Here is a 21448-nt window from a genome sequence, read left to right as displayed (position 1 = left end):
CCCTTCGCGGGTAAACCCGCTCCCACAGGTACTGTACAGCTCTCAAGAACTGTGCGATCCCTGTGGGAGCGGGTTTACCCGCGAAGAGGCTGGTGCAGGTTTCAGGTTACCCGCGGTGACGGCCGCGGAAGTAGTTGATCAGGCCTTGGGTGGAGCCGTCTTCGGCGCTGTCTTCCAGGCTGCCGACCAGGCGTTGGTAAACGCCCTTGCCCAGCTCCTTGCCCAGCTCCACGCCCCACTGGTCGAAGGCGTTGATGCCCCAGATCACGCTCTGTACGAAGACCTTGTGCTCGTACATCGCCACCAGCGCGCCCAGGCGGCGCGGGCTGATGCGCTCCACCACCAGGGTGTTGCTCGGGCGGTTGCCCGGGATCACCTTGTGCGGTGCCAGCTTCTCGATGTCCGCTTCGTTCAGGCCTTTCCCACGCAGCTCTGCTTCGGCTTCTTCGCGGGTTTTGCCCAGCATCAGCGCCTGGCTCTGCGACAGGCAGTTGGCGTACAGCCACTGATGATGGTCAGCCACCGGGTTGAAGCTCACCACCGGCACGATGAAGTCGGCCGGAATCAGCTGGGTGCCCTGGTGCAGTAGCTGGTGGTAGGCATGCTGGCCGTTGCAGCCGACGCCGCCCCAGATCACCGGGCCGGTGTCGGTTTTCACCGGGGTGCCGTCCTGCAGCACGCTCTTGCCGTTGGACTCCATGTCCAGCTGTTGCAGGTGCTTGGTAATGTTGCGCAGGTAGTGGTCGTACGGCAGGATCGCGTGGCTGCTGGCGCCCCAGAAGTTGCCGTACCACACGCCCAGCAGGGCCAGCAGCACCGGCATGTTCTTTTCGAACGGCGCGGTCTGGAAGTGCTGGTCCATGGTGTAGGCGCCGGACAGCAGTTCCTTGAAGTTGGCGGTACCGATGGCCAGGGCGATCGGCAGGCCGATGGCCGACCACAGCGAGTAACGCCCGCCTACCCAGTCCCACATCGGGAAGATGTTTTCTTCGCGGATGCCGAAGGCCACGGCGGCGGCCTTGTTGCTGGAAACGGCGATGAAGTGGCGGTACAGCTCGGCTTCCGAGCCGCCTTGGGCCAGGTACCAGGTACGCGCGGCCATGGCATTCTTCAGGGTCTCGAGGGTGTTGAACGATTTCGACGAGACGATGAACAGCGTGGTTTCGGCGCGCAGGTTGGCTGACAGCTCGTGGAACTCACTGCCGTCGATGTTCGCCAGGTAGTGGCAGCGCACACCGCGCTGGGCATAGGGCAGCAGCGCCTCGGAGACCAGCTCGGGGCCGAGGAACGAGCCACCGATACCGATGTTGACCACATCGGTGATCGGTTTTTCGCTGTAGCCGCGCCACAGTCCGTCGTGGATACGGCCGACCAGTTCGGTGATCTGGTTGAGCACCTTGTGTACTTCCGGCATGACGTTCACGCCGTTGACGCTGAGCTTGTCGCCTACCGGCCGGCGCAGGGCGGTGTGCAGCACCGGGCGGCCTTCGGAGGCGTTGATGATTTCGCCGGCGAACATCGACTTGATGGCGTCCTGCAAGCCCACTTCGTTGGCCAGGTTCACCAGCAGGTCGCGGCTTTGTTCAGTGATCAGGTTTTTCGAATAGTCGAGGAACAGGCCACAGGAGCTCAGGGAGAACTGGTCGAAGCGCTTGGCATCGGCGGCGAACGCTTCGCGCATGCTGAAGCCTTGCATGGCGTCGCGGTGTTGCTGGAGCGCCTGCCAGGCGGGCAGGGCCGTGACATCGTGGGGTGTACGGTAATACGCCATTGCGCGGGGTTCCCTTGGTGCGTGGTGAGACCTTGGACACGGCACTCATTGCCGGGTTCAGGCTGGCACCATTATAGGCAAAGGCCACTTGCAGGGAATGGGTATGGCGGGGATTTTGGGGGGCGCTTTGCGCCCCATTCGCAGCACAAGGCTGCTCCTGCAGGAGATAGTATTCCTCTGTAGGAGCAGCCTTGTGCTGCGAATGGGCTGCAAAGCAGCCCCGGCCATTACGCGGTCTTCTCTTCCACATGCAGGTACAGGTTGTCGATCAACCGTGTGTTACCCAGGTAAGCCGCCGCTAAAACCACTAGGTCTCGATCATCGATCACTGCCGGGCGCAGGCTCACGGCATGACGCACTTCCAGGTAATCCGGGCGGAAACCAGCGGCGGTCAACTGCGCCTGGCCTTCGGCAACCAGCGCGGCAAAGTCCCGTTGGCCACGGCCGATGCCAGCAGCGATATGCTGCAGCGTGCGATACAACGCTGGCGCCGCAGCACGTTGCTCAGGCGTGAGGTAACCATTGCGCGACGACAGCGCCAGGCCATCCTCGGCCCGCACGGTGGGTTCGCCGATGATCTGGATTGGCATGTTCAGGTCGCGCACCATGGCGCGAATTACCGCCAGCTGCTGGAAGTCCTTTTCGCCGAACACGGCAAGGTCAGGCTGGACCATGTTGAACAGCTTGTTGACCACGGTGGCCACGCCTTCGAAATGCCCGGGCCGGCTGGCGCCGCACAGGCCTTCGGAAAGATGGGGTACGCTGACCCGGGTTTGCACGTTCATGCCGTCGGGGTACATCTCTTCGACGCTGGGCGCGAACAGCAGATTGCAGCCTGCCTGGAGCAGGCGCTCCTGGTCGGCGACCAGGGTGCGCGGGTACTTGTCGAGGTCTTCGTTGACGCCGAACTGCAGCGGGTTGACGAAGATGCTGGCGACCACGAAATCGGCGCGCTGCGTAGCCTTGGTCACCAGGGCGGCATGGCCGCTGTGCAGGTTGCCCATGGTCGGCACGAAGCCGATGCGCTTGCCTTCACCGCGGGCTCGGGCGACTGCGGCGCGCAGTTCGCGGACGGTCTTGACTGTGTTCATGCGTTGAATCCGTGTTCACTCGCCGGGAAAGTGACTGCCTTGACTGCCTGGACGTAGGCGGTGAGGGCGCTCTGGATGTCTGGTTGGCCAGCCATGAAGTTCTTCACGAACTTCGGTACCCGACCGCTCAACGACAGCCCGAGCATGTCATGCAGCACCAGAACTTGGCCGTCGGTAGCACTTCCCGCCCCAATACCGATCACCGGGATGCCCACGGCATTGGTGATTTCCGCGGCCAGTTCGCTGGGCACGCACTCGAGCAGCAGCATTGCCGCACCGGCCTGTTCCAGGGTGATGGCGTCGGCGCGCATCTGCCGGGCCTGGGCTTCCTGGCGGCCCTGGACCTTGTAGCCGCCCAGCACGTTGACAGTTTGCGGGGTCAGGCCCATGTGCGCGCATACCGGCACACCACGCTCGGCCAGCAGGCGGATGGTCTCGGCCAGCCAGGCAGCGCCTTCGATCTTGATCATGTGGGCGCCGGCCTGCATCAGTGTGGCGCTGTTGGCGAAGGCCTGCTCCGGGGTGGCATGCGCCATGAACGGCAGGTCGGCGAGGATCAGCGCGCCGTCGTTGCCACGTTTGACGCTGGCCGTATGGTAAGCCATGTCCGCGGTGGTTACCGGCAGTGTGCTGTCGTGGCCTTGCAGGACCATGCCCAGCGAGTCGCCCACCAGCAACACTTCGACACCGGCCTGGCTGGCGGCCTTGGCGAAGGTCGCGTCGTAGCAGGTCAGCATGGTGATTTTTTCACCCTTGGCCTTGAGGCCATTGAGGGTGGTCAGGGTTACTTCAGGCATGTAGGAAATTCCTCGTTCAGGCGCTGTAAGAAACGACTGCATTCAACGCGTGTAGTCATCTTCCGGAGCGGCACATCATCGCGCGTGATGTTCGGGCACAGGTCCGTCCGGGCCTAAATACGGGTATGCGGCACTTTGGTGCCACACGGGACGCCTATAGTCGTGAGCGAGGTGGGGGAAGTCAATGACCCTGTTACCGCATTGTTACGATCAGGGTGTTACTGGCGTTACCGCGCCAGTGCGCAAGGCTGGAACGCCCGGTTTACAGGCGTTCCAGGCCGACGAACGGGCAGTCGGCGAGCAGTTGCGCGAGGGCGCGACCATCGGCCAGGCGGAAATCGCCCGGTACCAGTTCTGCCAGCGGGTACAGCACGAAAGGCCGGGCATGCATGTGGTAATGCGGCACTTTCAGGCGTGGCTCGTCGAGCACCTGGTCGCCGAACAGCAGGATGTCCAGGTCCAGTGTGCGCGGGCCCCAGCGCTCCTTGCGCACGCGGCCCTGTTCGTTCTCGATGGCCTGCAGGGCATCGAGCAGGGCCAGCGGCGCCAGGGCGGTGTCCAGGGCTGCGACGGCGTTGGTGTAGCGCGGCTGGCCGGGCAGCAGCGAATCGCTGGTATACAGCGCCGAGGCCGCCACCAGGCGCGTGGCCTCGACTTGGTCGAGGGCGTGCAAGGCGCTGCGCAACTGTTCGGCAGGTGCGTCCAGGTTGCTGCCCAGGCCGATATAGGCGCGGGTGTTCACTCGAACGCCTCGTCGCCACTGCGCTTGCGTTTGCCACCGCTGCGCTTGCGTTTGCGCGGGCCGGCGCCGGTGCCTTCGTCACGGCTGCCCAGTTCGCGGATCATTTCGCGGCGCTCGCTGTCGTTGGCATCCTGGTAGTCGGTCCACCATTGGCCAAGGTCGTCGGTTTCTTCGCCGGCGCTTTCCCGCAGCAGCAGGAAGTCGTAGCCGGCGCGGAAGCGCGGGTTGTCCAGCAGCATGTCGGCGCGCTTGCCGCTGCGGCGTGGCAGGCGCTCCTGCATGTCCCAGATCTCGCGGATCGGCAGGGTGAAGCGCTTGGGGATGGCGATGCGTGCGCATTGCTCGGCGATCAGGTCGTGGGCCGCACCGTTCATGGCGGGGATCGGCGGCACGCCCTGGTTCTGCAGGTGCAGCACGCGGGCGGGCAGGGCTGGCCACAGCAGCGCGGCGAAGAGGAAGGCCGGGGTTACCGGTTTGCCTTGCTTCACGCGCAGGTCGGTGTTGTTCAGCGCCTGGCTGATCAGCGTGTGGGTATAAGTCGGGCGCTCGTCCAGGGCATGCGAACTGGCCGGGAACAGCGGCTCGAACAGCTGCAGGTCGACCAGCATTTCGAAGACCATGGCGCCCTGGCCGGAGAGGAACAGCTTGAGGCTCTCTTCGAACAGGCGCGCTGGCGGAATCTCGCGCAGCATCGGGGCCAGCTCGCGGATCGGCTGGACGGTGTGCTTTTCGATGCCGAAATCGAGCTTGGCGGCGAAGCGCACCGCGCGCAGCATGCGCACCGGGTCTTCCTGATAGCGGTGGGTAGGGTCACCGATCAGGCGCAGCAGGCGGTTGCGGATATCGTGCACGCCGTTGGCGTAGTCGAGGATGCGCTCGCTGACCGGGTCGTAGTACAGGGCGTTGATGGTGAAGTCGCGACGTTGCGCGTCTTCTTCCAGGGTGCCGTACACGTTGTCACGCAGGATGCGGCCACTGGCATTGTGCGACGAACGGTGGCTGTCGCCCTGGTCGTCTTCCGAGTGGTGGGCGCGGAAGGTGGCGACCTCGATGATCTCACGGCCGAAATGCACGTGGACCAGCTTGAAGCGGCGGCCAATGATGCGCGCGTTGCGGAACTCGGCGCGGACCTGTTCGGGGGTGGCGCTGGTGGCGACGTCGAAGTCTTTCGGCGTGATGCCCAGCATCAGGTCGCGGACACATCCACCGACCAGGTAAGCCTGGTAACCGGCGCTCTGCAGACGTTCCACGATGTTCACCGCATGGCGGCTGAACTGGTGGCGTTGCAGCGAGTGCTGGCTCTTGTTGATCACCTCAGGCGTGGTGCGCCTGTGGTGCGGGCCCGGTACGGGCGGGCGGAACGACTGGAACAGCTTCTTCAGCATGGGATGCACTGTTTGAAGGAATGTTCGGCCAAGAATAGGAGAATGGCCGCATGATGGGCGGGGATTCTAGCATTTACTCAAGGAATGGTGTAGGCGGGTAGCAGGATGCCTGCCGGAAGGGTAGAAACGACAAGGGGAGCCTAAGCTCCCCAAGAAGTCGTTGCGTGCTCTTATTGTTTTTCTGCTGGGCTTCTTGTTTTTGTTGAGTGCCCTGTCCACAAATCTCGAAGCTTGTGGACGACCCCCAAGCCAGGGGTTAAGAGCAAACGGATTGCTTTGGTCGCTGATGTCACGTTGATCTGTCGATCCAACCAGTTCAGGCGCTGCTTTTTAGTGCAGTTTTTATTGTTCTCTGCCTGGTTGTGGGGCAAGCCCCAAACACGCATCCTCTCCAAAAGAATCAGTTAGCTGCGCCTCCGCCGTCTTGTTTTTATTGTGCGTGAGCCGTTTCGTCTTGTTCTTATTCTGAGTTGCAGTGCTTGTTATTGTTCTTGTACCAGACATATAGCAGGTGCCGTGCCAACTTTTGCAAACCCAGTAAAATCAAGGGCTTGGAGGGGGCGAGCAGTTTTTCAGCGGTCGAAAATGTCGAAATTTCGTTACCGTACGCCTCGGGAACTGTTACGGCGGAAAGCCTGGGTAACAGATTTTTGCGGGGGCTGATGTGTTACCTGGGGTGTGTGCGCTGGCTTTGCCGGCCCTTTCGCGGGCACGCCCGCTCCCACAGGTACTTCACCCTCGAGGGGGGTAATACCTGTGGGAGCGGGTTTACCCGCGAAAGGGCCGGGGGGCTGTGTAGAGAAGGGGCAGGAGGAACCTCCCGCCCCGGCAGATCGCTTATTCGCTGGTAGCGTTGCTCTTGCGCCGCGGGATGCCCAGGCGCTGGCGACGTTCCCACAGGCACTTGCGGCTGACCCCGAGCTTGCGAGCCAGCTCGGTTTCGGTCATGTGGTCCTGGTGTTCGAGCACGAAGTGCTGGAAGTAGTCCTCCAGCGACAGGTCCTCTGTCGGCTCATGGCTGGCATTCGTCGCACTGGCCACGACCAAGGCGTTGTCGAGGATTTCATCATCCTCCAGGTCACTCAGCTCGATGTCGATGCCCAGCAGGTCGGCGGAAATTTCTGCGCTCTCGCTGAGGATCACTGCCCGCTCCACGGCGTTTTCCAGTTCGCGCACGTTACCCGGCCAGCTGTAGTGACGGATGGCTTGCTCGGCTTCGGCCGAGAAGTGCAGGTCGTCGCGGCCGATGCGCGCGCTCTGGCGGGCGAGGAAGGCGCTGGCGATCTCGTTGACGTCGCTGCCGCGCTCGCGCAGGGCAGGCAGTTTCAGGGCGATCACATGCAGGCGGTAATACAGGTCTTCACGGAACTGGCCGGCCTTGGCCAGGTTCTTCAGGTCACGGTGGGTCGCGGCGATCAGGCGTACATCGACCTTTTGCGACTGTACCGAACCCACCCGGCGAATCTCGCCTTCCTGCAGCACGCGCAACAGGCGGGCCTGGGCTTCCAGCGGCAGTTCGCCGATTTCGTCGAGGAACAGGGTGCCGCCATCGGCAGCTTCCACCAGGCCGGCGCGCCCGGCGCTGGCGCCGGTGAACGCGCCTTTCTCGTGGCCGAACAGTTCGGACTCGATCAGTGTCTCGGGGATGGCCGCGCAGTTCACCGAAATCATCGGCGCCTTGGCCCGGCGCGACAGGTTGTGCAGAGCGCGTGCAACCAGCTCTTTACCGGTGCCCGACTCGCCCTGGATCAGCACGTTGGAGTCGGTGGGAGCGACCTTGCGGATCTTGCTGTACATATCCTGCATCGGCGGGCACGAGCCGATGATGCCGATTTCGCCATTGGCGGCTGCCGCGCTGCCTTTGTCGGCCGGGGCGGCCTTGCCATTGGTGGCCCGTGGCTCGGCCGCTGGAGCCGCAGCCGGGGCGTTCTGGCGGTCACGCAGGATACGCGCCACCGCTTGCAGCATCTCGTCATGGTCGAAGGGCTTGGCGATGTAGTCCACCGCGCCCATTTTCATCGAGTCTACTGCCGAGCGCAGGCTGGCGTAGCTGGTCATGATCAGCACCGGGGTGCCTTGGCCGAGCTTGATCAGTTCGGTGCCGGGCGCGCCTGGCAGGCGCAGGTCGCTGACGATCAGGTCGAAGGTGGCAATGCTGAAGCGTTCCTGGGCTTCCTGCACCGAGCCGGCTTCGCTGACCTGGTACTGGTTCCGTTCGAGCAGGCGACGCAAGGCCGAGCGGATGATGGTTTCGTCTTCGACGATCAGAATGTGCGGCATTGATTCAATTCTCTCGACGGTCTCGAATTTCAGGGGACGTCGCTACGACATGCCGGGGCAGGGTCACGCGGATCCGGGTGCCACGTTGCCGTTCGATATCGGCCGGGCTGTCGATGGTGATTTGCCCATAATGCTCTTCCACGATGGAATAGACCAGAGCGAGCCCCAGTCCGGTTCCTTCGCCCGGGTCCTTGGTGGTGAAGAAGGGTTCGAACAGGCGGTCCATGATGCTCTTCGGGATCCCGCTGCCCTCATCCTCGACGATCAGGTCGACGGTGTGTTCGCTGACTTCGCTGCGCACGCGTACGGCGCTACCGGGCGGTGAGGCGTCGCGGGCGTTGGAGAGCAGGTTGATCAGCACCTGGGCCAGGCGCTGCGGGTCCCCTTCGGCCCAGTGCTCCGGGTCGCAGAGGTTGAAGAACTGTACTTCGAAATTGCGCCGGTTCAACGCCAGCAGACCGATGGCATCCTGCGCCACTTCGGCCAGGCATACCGGCTCTTCGCTGTTCTGGTGGCTGCCGCCGGCATGGGCGAAGCTCATCAGCGACTGGACGATACGTGATACCCGCTTGGTCTGTTCGAGAATCTGGCTGGACAGCTCGATGATTTCGCCATCGCCCTCACGCTCCTCGCGCAGGTTTTGCGCCAGGCAGGCGATGCCGGTGATCGGGTTGCCGATCTCGTGGGCCACCCCGGCGGCCAGGCGGCCGATGCTGGCCAGGCGTTCGGAGTGCACCAGCTTGTCTTCCAGCGCCTGGGTTTCGGTAAGGTCCTCTACCAGCAACACCAGGCCGCTGTTACCCGGGGCCAGCGGCTCGTCGATGGCCGCCTTGTGCAGGTTCAGCCAGCGCGGCTGGCCGTCCAGCGCCAGGCGCTGCTTGTGCAGGTGCTCGTCGGGCACATTGATGAAACCTTGCAGCAGGCCGCGCCAAGGTTCGCTGATGGTAACCAGGCGTGAGCCGACCACGTGCTTGGCGGCGATGCCGGTGAGCTCCTCCATGGCCTTGTTCCACATCAGGATTTCCTGGTCCTTGGCCAGCGAGCAGACGCCCATGGGCAGTTCCTGCAGGGTCTGGCGGTGGTAGCGGCGCAGGGCGTCGAGCTCGGCGGCCAGGCCAGTCAGGCGCGAGTGGTAGTCTTCCAGGCGGCTTTCGATGAAGTGGATGTCCTCGGTCACGTAGTTTTCGTTACCGGACTTGTACGGCAGGAAGGTCTCGACCATGTCCTGGGCCACGCTCGGCCCCATCAGGCCGGACAGGTTGGCCTCGATGCGGTCGCGCAGCCGACGCAAGGCGTAGGGGCGGCGCTCGTCGAAAGGCAGGTAGAGGTCACGCAGGGCCTGTTCCACTTCCTTCTGTGCAGCCTTGGCGCCCAGCGGCTTGGCCAGCTGGGTGGCGAACTCCTGTGGCGAGGCGGCGTGCAGCTCGCGGCGTTGCGGGCGGCGCACGTTGTCCACCGCGCAGGCTTCGGCGGCGCTTACTTCTTCGGTACTGGCGTTGGTGAATAGCGAGATCAGGGTGAACAACAGCACGTTGGCCGCCAGCGAGGCGATGGCCGCCATGTGCCAGCTGGTGTCGTCCAGCACGTAGATCATGTCCAGCAGCGGGATGTAGAAGCCCTGCAGGTTGCCCAGCAGTGGCAGCAGCATGGTCACCATCCACACCAGGGTGCCCGCCAGCAAGCCGGCGATGAAGCCACGGCGGTTCGCAGTTGGCCAGTACAGAACCGACAGCACGCCCGGCAGGAACTGCAATGTGGCGACGAAGGCGACGATGCCAAGGTTGGCCAGGCTCTGGTGGTTGTTCTGGGTCAGGTAGAACATGAACCCGGCGGTGATGATGGCGACGATCAGCGCGCGGCGGGTCCACTTCAGCCAGCGGTAGATGTTGCCTTCGGCCGGCGGCTGGTACAGCGGCAGCACCAGGTGGTTCAGGGCCATGCCCGACAGCGCCAGGGTGGTGACGATGATCAGCCCGCTGGCGGCCGACAAGCCGCCGATGTAGGCCAACAGCGCCAGTGCCTGGTTGTTGGCGGCAAGCCCCAGGCCCAGGGTGAAGTACTCAGGGTTGGTGGTGGCGCCCAGGCGCAGGCCGGCCCACAGCACCAGCGGCACGGCCAGGCTCATCAGCAGCAGGAACAGCGGCAGGCCCCAGCTGGCGCTGACCAGCGAGCGCGGGTTGAGGTTTTCGGTGAAGGCCATGTGGTACATGTGCGGCATGACGATGGCCGAGGCGAAGAACACCAGCAGCAGGGTGCGCCATGGGCCTTCCTGCAGTGGCGTATGCAGAGCGGCCAGGGCGGTCTGGTTCTGCAGCAGCCACACTTCCAGCTCGTGCGGGCCGCCGAACACGCCATACAGGGCGTACAGGCCGATACCGCCCAGGGCAAGCAGCTTTATCACCGACTCGAAGGCGATGGCGAACACCAGCCCTTCGTGCTTTTCGCGTGTGGCGATGTGCCGCGAGCCGAAGAAGATGGTGAACAGGATGATCAGCGTACAGAAGGCGAAGGCAACCCGCGCCTTGACCGGCTCACCGGTGAGGATGCTTATCGAGTCGGCCACGGCCTGGATCTGCAGGGCCAGCAAGGGCAGCACGCCAATCAGCATGAAAATGGTGGTCAGCGCGCCGGCCCAGGTACTGCGGAAGCGGAATGCCAGCAGGTCCGCCAGCGATGACAGCTGGTAGGTGCGGGTAATCTTGAGGATCGGGTAGAGCAGCACCGGCGCCAGCAGGAACGCGCCGGACACCCCCAGATAACAGGCAAGGAAGCCGTAGCCGTACTGGTAGGCCAGGCCCACCGAGCCATAGAAGGCCCAGGCACTGGCGTACACGCCCAGCGACAGGGTGTAGGTGAGCGGGTGGCGAATGATCGAGCGCGGGATCAACCCCCGCTCGCTGATCCAGGCCACGCCGAACAGCACCATGAGGTACGCGGCGCTGATCAGGATCATCTGGGTCAGGCTAAAGCTCATCGGCATCTCGTTGGCTCTGCAGGATGAAGGTGACGACGATCAGGATCAGCCAGAGCAGGTAAGGGCGATACCAGGCTCCGGTCGGTTCGATCCACCAGTCCATGATGGCCGGGGAGAACAGGTAGATCCCCACGACCAGAAGCAGGACCAAACGATAGATGTACATGCTGGCCTCGATGGTTGGGCGCTGCGGGCTTGGACTTATTATTGGCGCAAATGGCTGGGGGGATGCTAGCGGGAATCCATGGTGTTCGCCAAGAGGTTGAATTTATTGGGCTTTTGTTTTTGCGGGGTGGGTTGCCTGTGCCGGCCTCTTCGCGGGTGAACCCGCTCCCACAGGTAATGCGCTTTCCTCAGGTTTGGTTAGGACCCTGTGGGAGCGGGTTTACCCGCGAAGGGGCCGGGCCTGCCTCAGCGCAAATCAGCCTCTGGCACCGTGGTCCGCTGTGCAATCGCCTCGGGCTTCCACTGCTTGCGAGCTACCGCCAGCACCTCAGCCGGCGTTGCCAGCAGCAACTCGGGGTCTGCCTCCTGCCCCAACGCCCGCAGCGCCCGCAGCAACAGCGGTGTCGCCTGGTCCGCCTGCAACGGCGGCGAGCGGTACGACTTGCCCAACTTGTGCCCGTCCGGCTGCACGATCAACGGGATATGCAGGTAGCGCGGCTGCGAAAAGCCCAGCAACTCTTGCAGGTACAGCTGGCGCGGGGTGTTGTCGAGCAGGTCGGCGCCACGCACGATGTCGGTAACACCTTGCCAGGCATCGTCCAGTACCACCGCCAGCTGGTAGGCATACAGCCCGTCGCGACGCTGAATGACGAAGTCGCCTACTTCACGCCCCAGGTGCTGCTGGAACTCGCCTTGCACCCGGTCGGTAAAGCGGTAGATCAGTTCCGGCACGCGCAGGCGGATTGCAGCACCTTCACGCGCATGCCCGGCATTGCGGCAAAGGCCCGGGTAAATGCCGTGGTAACCCTCAAGCTGCTTGCGCGAGCAGGTGCAGGCGTAGGCCAGGCCCAGGTTGAACAGGCGGTCGACGACCGCGGCATAGGCATCGTGCCGCTGGCTCTGGAACACCACTTCGCCGTCCCACTCCAGGCCGTAGCGCTCCAGGGTCTGCAGGATGGCATCGCGAGCACCGGGCATTTCCCGAGGCGGGTCGGTGTCTTCCATGCGCAGCAGCCAGCGGCCGTTCACCGCGCGGGCATCGAGCCAGGAGGCGAGGGCGGCGACCAGCGAGCCGAAGTGCAGGAAGCCGCTGGGGGTGGGGGCGAAACGCCCGATGTAGCTTGAGTCGGTCATGTTCAGGCTGGGCATATAAATGAAACGGGGCGCATGATGCGCCCCGTTCAGGTGGAAAGAAAGATCAGCCTTTGCCGACTGTCTTTTCCTTTTTCTCGGCGATTTCCTTGCAGTCGAAGCACAGGTCGGCGGTAGGACGAGCCTCCAGGCGACGCAGACCGATCTCGATGCCGCACGATTCGCACCAGCCGTATTCGTCGGCCTTGATCTTGTCGAGGGTCTTGTCGATTTTCTTGATCAGCTTGCGCTCGCGATCGCGGTTGCGCAGCTCCAGGGCGAATTCTTCTTCCTGGCTGGCGCGGTCGGCCGGGTCGGGGAAGTTGGCTGCCTCGTCCTTCATGTGGTCCACAGTGCGGTCGACACTGTTCATCAGCTCTTGCTTCCAGGCGCCGAGAAGCTTGGTGAAGTGCTTTTTCATGGGCTCGCCCATGTACTCTTCACCCTTGGTTTCTACGTAGGGCTCGACACCGTACATGGTCTGGGCTTTTTGCTTTTCTACGGTGGACATGAATAGACCGCCTCTCACTCATCTGATCCAATGCGCAGGCTGCTCCATCTCCGGCACCCGCCGGCCCTGCGACTGCGAGCCGCCGAACTTACCAGATAGATCGGGGGTGCGCTACCCCGCCCGATCCTGGTAATTGACAGCGGCGCGAGCCGCACGTTCGGTGGCGTACAGAGGTAGAATCTCCAGTTTAGACCCAATTGAGAGAAGGTCATGGCCCACACCTACAGTGCGCGCAGCCGCGCCATCGAACCCTTCCACGTCATGGCGCTGCTGGCCCGGGCCAACGAGTTGCAGGCGGCCGGACACGATGTGATCCACCTGGAAATCGGCGAGCCGGACTTCACCACGGCCGCGCCCATCGTTGCCGCCGGCCAGGCAGCACTGGCCGCCGGACACACCCGCTACACCGCCGCACGCGGCCTGCCGGCGCTGCGCGAAGCCATTGCCGGTTTCTACGGCCAGCGTTACGGCCTGAGTGTCGACCCTGAGCGCATTCTCATCACTCCGGGCGGCTCCGGTGCGCTGCTGCTGGCCAGCAGCCTGCTGGTCGACCCAGGCAAGCACTGGCTGCTGGCCGACCCGGGCTACCCGTGCAACCGTCACTTCCTGCGCCTGGTAGAGGGCGGGGCGCAGCTGGTACCGGTGGGCCCGGAGGTGAATTACCAGCTGACCGCCGACCTTGTCGACCGCTACTGGGACAAGGACACGGTCGGTGCCCTGGTCGCCTCGCCGGCCAACCCGACTGGCACTGTGCTGGGTCGTGACGAGCTGGCCGGCCTGTCCCGCGCCACCCGCGAACGGCATGGTCACCTGGTGGTGGACGAGATCTACCACGGGCTGACCTATGGCATGGACGCGCCCAGCGTGCTGGAAGTGGACGACTCGGCATTCGTGCTGAATAGTTTTTCCAAGTATTTCGGCATGACCGGCTGGCGCCTTGGCTGGCTGGTCGCCCCACCTGGCGCCGTGGCCGACCTGGAGAAGCTGGCACAGAACCTGTACATCAGTGCGCCAAGCATGGCCCAGCATGCCGCGCTGGCGTGTTTCCAGCCCGAAACCCTGGCCATTTTCGAGGAGCGCCGCGCCGAGTTCGCCCGCCGCCGCGACTACCTGTTGCCCGCCCTGCGCGAACTGGGCTTCCGCATTGCCGTCGAGCCGCAGGGGGCGTTCTACCTGTATGCCGACATCAGTGCCTTCGGCGGTGACGCCTTTGCCTTCTGCCGGCACTTCCTGGAGACCGAACACCTGGCGTTCACTCCAGGCCTGGATTTTGGCCGTCACCTGGCCGGTCACCATGTGCGCTTTGCCTACACCCAGAGCCTGCCGCGCCTGGAAGAAGCGGTGCAGCGCATTGCCCGCGGCCTGCGGAGCTGGCAAGGCTGATGCAGTTTTATCCTCCACTCGAACAAGGCCGTCTGCTGCGCCGCTACAAACGCTTTCTGGCGGATATCGAACTGACCGGCGGCGAACAACTGACCATCCACTGCCCGAACACCGGCTCCATGCTCAACTGCATGCGTGAAGGCGGGCAGGTGTGGTTCAGCCGCTCCAACGACCCCAAACGCAAGCTGCCGGGCACCTGGGAAATCAGCGAAACCCCGCAGGGGCGGCTGGCCTGTGTGAACACCGGGCGGGCCAATACGCTGGTCGAAGAGGCCCTGCATGCCGGCATTATCGCCGAACTGGCCGGCTTCAGTGCTCTAAGGCGTGAAGTGGCCTACGGCGAGGAAGGCAGCCGCATCGACTTTCGCCTGGAGTTCGACGGTGCCCCGGCCTATGTCGAGGTCAAGAGCGTGACCCTGGGCTACCCAGGCAGCACGGTCGCGGCCTTCCCTGATGCGGTGACCCAGCGCGGTGCCAAGCACCTGCGCGAGCTGGCGAAGCTGGCCAGGCAGGGCGTGCGGGCGGTACAGCTGTATTGCGTGAACCTGACCGGTATCGACGCGGTGCGCCCGGCCGAGGAGATCGATGCGGCCTATGCCCAGGCCCTGCGCGCGGCGGTGGCAGAAGGGGTGGAGGTGCTGGCCTACGGCACACGCCTGGACGCCGAAGGTATCGTCATCGACCGCCGCCTGCCGGTGCTGCTTACCCCTTGAACCAGATGCCCTGGCTGTCCTCATGGCAGCCCAGGGCCTGCAGTTGTTCGCCCTCGCACGGCCCGGCCACGCATTCGCCGCTTTCGATCAGGAACAGCGCGCCATGATGGGCGCAGTGGATCAGGCTGGCGCTGTCATCGAGAAATGCATCTTCCGCCCAGTTCAACGGGATGCCGCGGTGCGGGCAACGGTTGCGGTAGAGATACACTCGGCCTTGGCGGCGCACGCCGAACAGTTCGATGCCGTCTACGCTGAAGGCGCGGCTTTGGCCTTCGGCCAGACCGTGGGAGGTACAAAGGAAGTGCATGGCAAGGACGACTCGTGAAACAAGTGTTGGCTTGACGCTTCAATGCGAATAATTATCAAATTGCCCGCATTCGCTGCGCCCGGCTGCCTATGGTGCGCAGTTCCGTCGCTCGCCACAAGGCGCGTGGCCCGTCTGCAGAAGGAACCCGATGATGCGCCGTCCCGTCGCCTTGCTCGCCCTGTGCGCGAGCCTTGTGCTCTCTACCCAGGCCCTGGCGGCCGAGCTGCCGCAGCGTTGGGTCAGCGCTGGTGGTGCACTGAGCGAATGGATCAGCGCGCTGGGTGGTGAAGCGCGGTTGGTGGGTGTGGACACTACCAGCCAGCATCCGCCATCGCTGAAGTCACTGCCCAGTGTCGGCTACCAGCGGCAGCTGTCTGCAGAAGGCATTCTGAGCCTGCGCCCGGATGTGCTGGTGGGCACCGAGGAAATGGGACCGCCACCGGTACTGGCGCAAATCCGCAAGGCTGGCGTGCGGGTCGAGTTGTTCTCCAGCAAGGCCGAGCTGGCGGCGGTGGATGAAAACCTCAAGCACTTGGGGCAATTGCTGGGCGCAGAGCAGCAGGCCGCCGTGTTGGCGTCGGGCTACCACCAACAGCTCGATGCCATGCAAGCCAATGTCAGGCAGGCCCAGGCCGGGCAAAAGGCGCCAGGGGTATTGCTGCTGGTCGGGCATGCCGGCGCCAGGCCGCTGATCGCCGGGCAGGGTACCGCCGGTGATTGGCTGCTGAGCCAGGCAGGCGGGCGCAACCTGGCAGAACATCAGGGCTACAAGAATTTCTCCAGCGAAGCACTGGCGGCTCTGGACCCGGATGTGATCGTGTTTTCCGACCGGGCTCTGGCCGATGAGCAGGCCCTGCAGGCGTTGCTGAAAGAAAACCCTGTGCTGGCGGCCTCGCGCGCCGTGCGCGAGAAGCGCCTGGTATCGCTTGACCCAACACTGCTGGTCGGCGGGCTCGGGCCACGCTTGCCGGCAACCCTGCAGTCCCTGGCAGCCACCTTCTACCCGGCTGCCAAGGCCAGTCTCGCCCAATGAAGCAGCGGGTCCAGCCACGCACGCTGTTCGTTTGCCTGAGCCTGTTGTGCCTGTTGGCGGTGTGGTTGTCATTGGCCCTGGGGCCAGTCAGCCTGCCGCTGTTCGATACACTGCGTGCCGGCCTGCGCCTGCTGGGGCTGCCCATTGCCGCTGATGGCCTGCAGCAGGCCGAGATGATCCTCGGCCAGATCCGCCTGCCGCGCACCTTGCTGGGGCTGGCGGTGGGCGCGGTGCTGGCGTTGTCCGGTGTGGCCATGCAGGGGCTGTTCCGTAATCCGCTGGCCGACCCCGGGCTGGTAGGGGTTGCGGCCGGGGCGGCGGTGGGCGCGGCAGTGGCCATCGTTGGCGGCAGTTGGCTGGGCGGTTTGCCGGATATGCTTGCCCCTTACCTGTTGTCGCTGTGTGCTTTCATCGGCGGGTTGGGTGTGACTGCGCTGGTATATCGCCTGGGCCGGCGTGATGGCCAGACCAACGTCGCCACGATGCTGCTGGCCGGTGTGGCCATGACCGCGCTGGGCGGTGCTGCCGTGGGGCTGTTCTCCTACCTGGCCGACGACGCCACGTTGCGCACGCTGACCTTCTGGAACCTGGGCAGCCTCAATGGTGCCAGTTACCAGCGGCTGTGGCCGTTGCTGGTGGTGGCTGCGGGCGTGGCGGTGTGGCTGCCACGTCGGGCCAAGGCGTTGAATGCCATGCTGCTGGGAGAGTCGGAAGCGCGTCACTTGGGTATCGATGTGGAGCGGCTCAAGCGCGAGCTGGTGTTCTGCACGGCGCTGGGTGTGGGGGCGGCGGTAGCGGCAGCGGGGCTGATCGGCTTCATCGGCCTGGTGGTGCCGCACCTGGTGCGCCTGCTGGCCGGGCCTGATCACCGGGTGGTGCTGCCAGCTTCCTTGTTGGCGGGCGGCGTGCTGATGCTGTTCGCCGATTTGGCGGCGCGGCTGCTGCTGGCGCCTGCAGAGCTGCCGATTGGCATCGTCACGGCTTTTATCGGTGCGCCGTTCTTCCTGTTCCTGCTGATACGAGGACGCAGCTGATGTTGCAAGCCGAGGGGCTGTACTTGCGGCGGGGCAGCAACGAAGTGCTGCACGGCATTCATCTGCAACTGAGCCCGGGGCAGGTGGTGGGCGTGCTCGGCCCCAACGGTGCCGGCAAGAGCAGCCTGCTGGGTGTACTGTGTGGTGAACTGGTACCCGATCGCGGGCAGGTGACGTTAGAGGGCAGGCCACTGGCCGACTGGGCCGGACAGGAACGGGCCAGGCGTCTGGCGGTGTTGCCGCAGGTGTCCAGCCTGGGGTTCTCGTTCCGGGTCGAGGAAGTGGTGGGGATGGGGCGCATGCCCCATGGCACCGGGCAGCGGCGCGATGCGGAAATCGTCGAAGCGGCCTTGCGGGCGGCGGATGCCTGGCACCTGGTGGAGCGCAGCTACCTGGCGTTGTCTGGCGGCGAGCGGCAGAGGGTGCACCTGGCTCGGGTGCTGGCGCAGCTTTGGCCGGGCGAGGCGGGCACCACACTGCTGCTCGACGAGCCAACCTCGATGCTCGACCCGTTGCACCAGCACACCACCCTGGAAGCCGTGCGCCGTTTTGCCGAGCGTGGCGCTGCAGTGCTGGTGATCCTGCATGACCTGAACCTGGCGGCGCGCTACTGTGACCGTATCCTGCTGCTGGAGCAGGGGCACTGCCATGCCTTTGCCGCACCTGAAGCCGTGCTGACGCCGGCGGCGTTGAAGGCGGTTTACGGGATCGATGTGCTGGTACAGGCGCACCCGGAGCGTGGGCATCCGCTGATCATCACCCGCTAACGCCGGCGCGATCTTTGTAGGAGCGGCCTTGTGTCGCGAAAGGGCTGCAGAGCAGCCCCGGCAATTTGTGCATCACTGCTAAAAATCTGGGGCCGCTTTGCGGCCCTTTCGCGACACAAGGCCGCTCCTACAAAGGCTCGTGCAGGCCATGAATGGAGGTACTGCCCATGCGCCATCCGCTGCTGTCCGCTTTCTCGCTATGCCTGGCCCTGGTCCTGGGTGGCTGCCAGGCCAGCCTGCCACCGCTGCCCGGCTGGCAGAGCAGTGAGGGGCGTAGCCACGCCGACCTGGGGCATATCGTCGATCTTGCCAATGGCCAGCTGGTCAGCCCTGAGCAACTGGTGCAGCAACTGTCTGCGGCCCCCCGGGTGCTGGTCGGCGAGAAACACGACAACCCTGACCATCACGCACTGCAGCTGTGGCTGCTGCGCGCCCTGCAAGGCCAACGTGTGCAGGGCAGCCTGCTGCTGGAAATGCTGCAGCCCGAGCAGCAACCGCTACTGGACAAGCTGGCGGGGCAACCTTTGCCGGCAGACCTGCCCAAGGCCCTGGCTTGGCAGGACGGCTGGGACTGGCAGCTGTACGGGCCAATCGTGACTGAGGCTTTGCAGCAGCGGGTGCCTGTGCTGGCCGCCAACCTCTCGCCCGGCGAGATGCGCCAGGCCTATCGACAGCCAGCTTCGTTACCGGGCGAACGCTCCAATGCGCCGACGGTCAAGGCCGCCTTGCTGGAGCATGTGCGTGCCGGGCATTGCGGGATGCTGCCAGAAAGCCAGTTGCCGGCGATGCTGGCCGTGCAGCAGCAGCGCGACCGGCGCATGGCCGAGCGCTTGCTGGCGGCGCCGCAGCCGGCACTGCTGCTGGCTGGGGCTTATCACGTGCGCAAGGACCTGGGTGTACCGTTGCACCTGGCTGACCTGCAAGCGCAGGGGGAGAGCAAGGTACTGCTGCTGGCAGAGGTCGGTGAGCAGGTCGAGGCAGGCGAGGCTGATTTTGTGTGGTACACGGCAGCGATGCCGGAGCAGGACTATTGCGCGCAACTGCGGTGACAGGGCTGCAAAAAAGCAAAAAAAGACCCGGCAAATTGCCGGGTCAATAACCGTGATTAGCCTGATGAGGAGATAATCTGAGAGTCCGAACCAGGGGCTCTTAGCTTATCCAACCAGTCTCGCGACCAGTTGTGATAATCATAACGATTCTCATTACTGCGTCAATCCCCTTCTCGGGATTATTTCTGATTTTTTTGCGCAGGGCTTTTCGCATCCAGTTGTTGGTTGAGCGCTTCTTTGCGCTCTAGCGGCAAATCGTTCCAGTGCATGTCCAGCAGGGCGCCTTCAATGGCATACAACAGCACCTTCGATGCGCGGAACCCTCGTGTCTTCACGGCCTGGTAAGCACCCACCGCGCCCAGGCGGCGCAAATCCGATGCACTGTGGATGCCGGCTGCATGCAGCCACTGCGCAGAGGTCTTGCCAAGGTTCTTCAGATGCTGCAATTCATCGTTCATCGAGCCTCCTTGCGATGGCTGAACGGGGATTGGGGGATAAATCGCGAGCAGGTCAGAGAGGAGTGTAGCGGGGGATGGGAAATGCGCGGCCTTTTGCCATGGGGGGCGACGAGATGTCCTGGGCCGGCCTCTTCGCGGGTGAACCCGCTCCCACAGGTACTGCGTCTGTCGTGAGGCTTGCAGATAACCTTGTGGGAGCGGGTTTACCCGCGAAGAGGCCGGCCCAGGAAAACGCTGAACTTACAGCCCAGGTAAGCGCTGGCGAATCTGCTCGATCACCTGATCCATGCTCCCGGCACTCTGGGTATCGACGCGAGTGCTCTGCACCAGCTCCTGTGCATCCAGCGGCTCACGGCTGGCCTGCTGGGCCTTGACCACTTCCACGGTGGCATCCGACGGGTCGGTGTTTTCTGCCCGGCGCTGCTCCAGCCAGCTGGCGATGACCGCATCCGGCGCGTGGCAGTCGAGGATCAGGAACGGCACGCCGGTCTGGCTGGCGATGTTCGCCGCGGCCTGGCGCTGATCGCGCTTGAGGTAGGTGGCATCCAGCACCACCGGGAAGCCGGCTCGCAGCACGGTTGCCGCCACCTCGTGCAGGCGCTGGTAGGTCGCGACACTGGCGTCCTGGTCATAGATGCCGGTACTCAGCAAGCCAGCGTCAGCCTGCTGCTGTTCGCCGAACAGGCGTTTGCGCTCCACATCCGAACGCACGCGGACGGCGCCCAGGGCCTCGACCATGCGCATGGCCACGTGGCTTTTGCCCACCGCCGAAACACCGTGGGTAATGGCCAGCAGGCGCGACGGGATGGCGCTGTAGCTTTCTGCCAGGTTGGCATAGTTGCGGTAGGTGCGCAGGGTGGTGGCGCGCTGCACGCCATCGGCATCGGCCGGCATGCTGAACAGCGCCACCTTGGCCCGCACCAGTGCTCGGTAGGCTTTGTAGAAGTTGAGCAGTTCCAGGCCTTCGTAGTCGCCGGTCAGTTCCAGGTACTGGCTGATGAAACGCCGGGCCAGGCATTTAAGGCCGCGGTCTTCCAGGTCCATGGCGAGGAAGCCGGTATCGGCGTAAACGTCGGTCAAGCGGAACGGTTCGTTGAACTCGATGCAGTCGAAGATCACCACCTTGCCGTCGATCAGGGTGGCGTTGCCCAGGTGAATGTCACCGTGGCATTCACGGATGAAACCATTGGCCTTGCGCTTTTCCAGCAGGCCATGCAGGCGCTCGAAGCTGCTGCGTGCCCAGGCCTGCAGGGCGTCGAGTTGCTGCAGGTCGGCCTTGTCGCTGAGGAACGGGCGAATCTGCTCGAAGTTCTGCTCCACCGGTGCCATAACGCTGTCCGGCGTGCCCAGTGGGTGCTCCACCGGCACGCGTGGGGCCTGCAGGTGGAACTCGGCGATCTGCCGGGCCATCTGGTCGATGTGCGCGGCGTTCAGTTCGCCGTTGGCCTGCAGGGTGTTGAGCATCTGCCCCTGGGGGAACTGACGCATCTTCAGCACGTATTCAATGGCTTCGCCTTCACCACCGATCTGCGGTGCGTCGACGCTACCGGTGATCGGCAACACTTCCAGGTACAGGCCTTCGGTCAGGCGCTGGTTCAGGCGCAATTCTTCGTTACAGAAATGCTGGCGCTGGTCCAGGCCGGTGAAGTCGAGGAAGCCGAAGTTCATCGGTTTCTTGATCTTGTAGGCATACTCGCCGGTGAGCAGGACCCAGGAGATATGCGTCTCGATGAGCTGGAACCCATCCACGGGGTGAGGGTACAGGGCTGGGTTCTGCAACGCAGTGATAAGGGCTTGGCTCACGGGAAATCCTTCCGGGGGCAGGGAATTCGAATGCGCCATTATGGTCAATGGTGC

At 64.0% G+C, this 21448-nt stretch carries 19 protein-coding genes; 6 read left to right on the top strand and 13 right to left on the bottom strand.

Annotation, left to right across the window (positions count from 1 at the left end; genetic code table 11):
* Positions 1-106: 106 nt before the first annotated feature.
* From pgi to dksA, 10 genes are all read right to left on the bottom strand, one after another.
* Positions 107-1771 (bottom strand): glucose-6-phosphate isomerase, encoded by a 1665-nt coding sequence (gene pgi, locus RIN61_RS07840; RefSeq protein WP_112250031.1) that lies wholly within the window; start codon positions 1769-1771, stop codon positions 107-109.
* Positions 1772-1998: 227 nt separating this feature from the next.
* Entirely contained in the window at positions 1999-2862 is an 864-nt protein-coding gene (panC, locus tag RIN61_RS07835) for a pantoate--beta-alanine ligase (RefSeq protein ID WP_112250033.1), read from the bottom strand.
* Positions 2859-3659, bottom strand: a complete 801-nt coding sequence (gene panB / locus RIN61_RS07830; protein WP_112250035.1) for a 3-methyl-2-oxobutanoate hydroxymethyltransferase — start codon at positions 3657-3659, stop codon at positions 2859-2861. Before panB ends, panC begins: the two co-directional genes overlap by 4 nt.
* 262 nt (positions 3660-3921) lie before the next feature.
* A complete protein-coding gene (gene folK / locus RIN61_RS07825) occupies positions 3922-4401 on the bottom strand; it encodes a 2-amino-4-hydroxy-6-hydroxymethyldihydropteridine diphosphokinase (RefSeq protein ID WP_112250037.1) in 480 nt (159 codons plus the stop codon).
* Positions 4398-5786, bottom strand: a complete 1389-nt coding sequence (locus RIN61_RS07820) for a polynucleotide adenylyltransferase PcnB (protein WP_112250039.1) — start codon at positions 5784-5786, stop codon at positions 4398-4400. The genes folK and RIN61_RS07820 overlap by 4 nt, the downstream gene beginning before the upstream one ends.
* Positions 5787-6623: 837 nt before the next feature.
* Positions 6624-8066, bottom strand: a complete 1443-nt coding sequence (locus RIN61_RS07815; RefSeq protein WP_112250041.1) for a sigma-54-dependent transcriptional regulator — start codon at positions 8064-8066, stop codon at positions 6624-6626.
* Between the two features lie 4 nt (positions 8067-8070).
* On the bottom strand, positions 8071-11046 hold the full coding sequence (locus tag RIN61_RS07810) for a sensor histidine kinase (protein WP_181457301.1): 2976 nt from the start codon (positions 11044-11046) through the stop codon (positions 8071-8073).
* A complete protein-coding gene (locus tag RIN61_RS07805; RefSeq protein WP_003250005.1) occupies positions 11030-11206 on the bottom strand; it encodes a hypothetical protein in 177 nt (58 codons plus the stop codon). Before RIN61_RS07805 ends, RIN61_RS07810 begins: the two co-directional genes overlap by 17 nt.
* Before the next feature lie 245 nt (positions 11207-11451).
* Positions 11452-12339 carry a tRNA glutamyl-Q(34) synthetase GluQRS gene (gene gluQRS, locus RIN61_RS07800; protein ID WP_207877293.1) on the bottom strand — a complete coding sequence of 296 codons (888 nt, stop codon included), beginning with the start codon at positions 12337-12339 and terminating at the stop codon, positions 11452-11454.
* A 64-nt stretch (positions 12340-12403) separates the two neighbouring features.
* The gene (gene dksA / locus RIN61_RS07795) at positions 12404-12847 is read right to left on the bottom strand and encodes an RNA polymerase-binding protein DksA (protein WP_025340685.1); all 444 of its coding nucleotides are present in this window, start codon (positions 12845-12847) and stop codon (positions 12404-12406) included.
* Positions 12848-13057: 210 nt separating this feature from the next.
* On the opposite strand from dksA, the gene RIN61_RS07790 reads away from it, so the two are divergent.
* Positions 13058-14230: a pyridoxal phosphate-dependent aminotransferase gene (locus RIN61_RS07790; protein ID WP_313856545.1), complete on the top strand. Its 1173-nt coding sequence runs from the start codon at positions 13058-13060 to the stop codon at positions 14228-14230.
* Positions 14230-14943 carry a DNA/RNA nuclease SfsA gene (gene sfsA / locus RIN61_RS07785; protein ID WP_112250047.1) on the top strand — a complete coding sequence of 238 codons (714 nt, stop codon included), beginning with the start codon at positions 14230-14232 and terminating at the stop codon, positions 14941-14943. The genes RIN61_RS07790 and sfsA overlap by 1 nt, the downstream gene beginning before the upstream one ends.
* On the opposite strand, the gene RIN61_RS07780 is transcribed toward sfsA, so the two are convergent.
* Entirely contained in the window at positions 14933-15250 is a 318-nt protein-coding gene (locus RIN61_RS07780; RefSeq protein ID WP_313856543.1) for a Rieske (2Fe-2S) protein, read from the bottom strand. The two genes, sfsA and RIN61_RS07780, sit on opposite strands and share 11 nt — an antisense overlap.
* A gap of 148 nt (positions 15251-15398) precedes the next feature.
* On the opposite strand from RIN61_RS07780, the gene RIN61_RS07775 reads away from it, so the two are divergent.
* The 4 genes from RIN61_RS07775 (at position 15399) to RIN61_RS07760 (ending at position 19133) form a co-directional block, all read left to right on the top strand.
* Positions 15399-16283: a heme/hemin ABC transporter substrate-binding protein gene (locus RIN61_RS07775; protein ID WP_313856541.1), complete on the top strand. Its 885-nt coding sequence runs from the start codon at positions 15399-15401 to the stop codon at positions 16281-16283.
* A gap of 50 nt (positions 16284-16333) precedes the next feature.
* The gene (locus RIN61_RS07770; protein WP_166674309.1) at positions 16334-17317 is read left to right on the top strand and encodes a FecCD family ABC transporter permease; all 984 of its coding nucleotides are present in this window, start codon (positions 16334-16336) and stop codon (positions 17315-17317) included.
* Entirely contained in the window at positions 17317-18084 is a 768-nt protein-coding gene (locus RIN61_RS07765; protein ID WP_112250055.1) for a heme ABC transporter ATP-binding protein, read from the top strand. Before RIN61_RS07770 ends, RIN61_RS07765 begins: the two co-directional genes overlap by 1 nt.
* A 167-nt stretch (positions 18085-18251) precedes the next feature.
* Complete coding sequence (locus tag RIN61_RS07760) at positions 18252-19133, top strand: ChaN family lipoprotein (protein ID WP_313856539.1); 882 nt, start codon at positions 18252-18254, stop codon at positions 19131-19133.
* Between the two features lie 179 nt (positions 19134-19312).
* Here the strand turns inward: RIN61_RS07760 and RIN61_RS07755 are convergent, their stop codons facing one another.
* Positions 19313-19591 carry a TfoX/Sxy family protein gene (locus RIN61_RS07755; RefSeq protein WP_013974260.1) on the bottom strand — a complete coding sequence of 93 codons (279 nt, stop codon included), beginning with the start codon at positions 19589-19591 and terminating at the stop codon, positions 19313-19315.
* Positions 19592-19831: 240 nt separating this feature from the next.
* Positions 19832-21394 (bottom strand): bifunctional aminoglycoside phosphotransferase/ATP-binding protein, encoded by a 1563-nt coding sequence (locus RIN61_RS07750; protein WP_207877304.1) that lies wholly within the window; start codon positions 21392-21394, stop codon positions 19832-19834.
* Positions 21395-21448: the final 54 nt, after the last annotated feature.

The organism is Pseudomonas inefficax (genome assembly GCF_032164165.1).
GTDB lineage: Bacteria > Pseudomonadota > Gammaproteobacteria > Pseudomonadales > Pseudomonadaceae > Aquipseudomonas > Aquipseudomonas inefficax.
The sequence above is the reverse complement of the archived record's forward strand: the minus strand, read 5'-3'. Positions and strand labels throughout refer to the sequence as shown.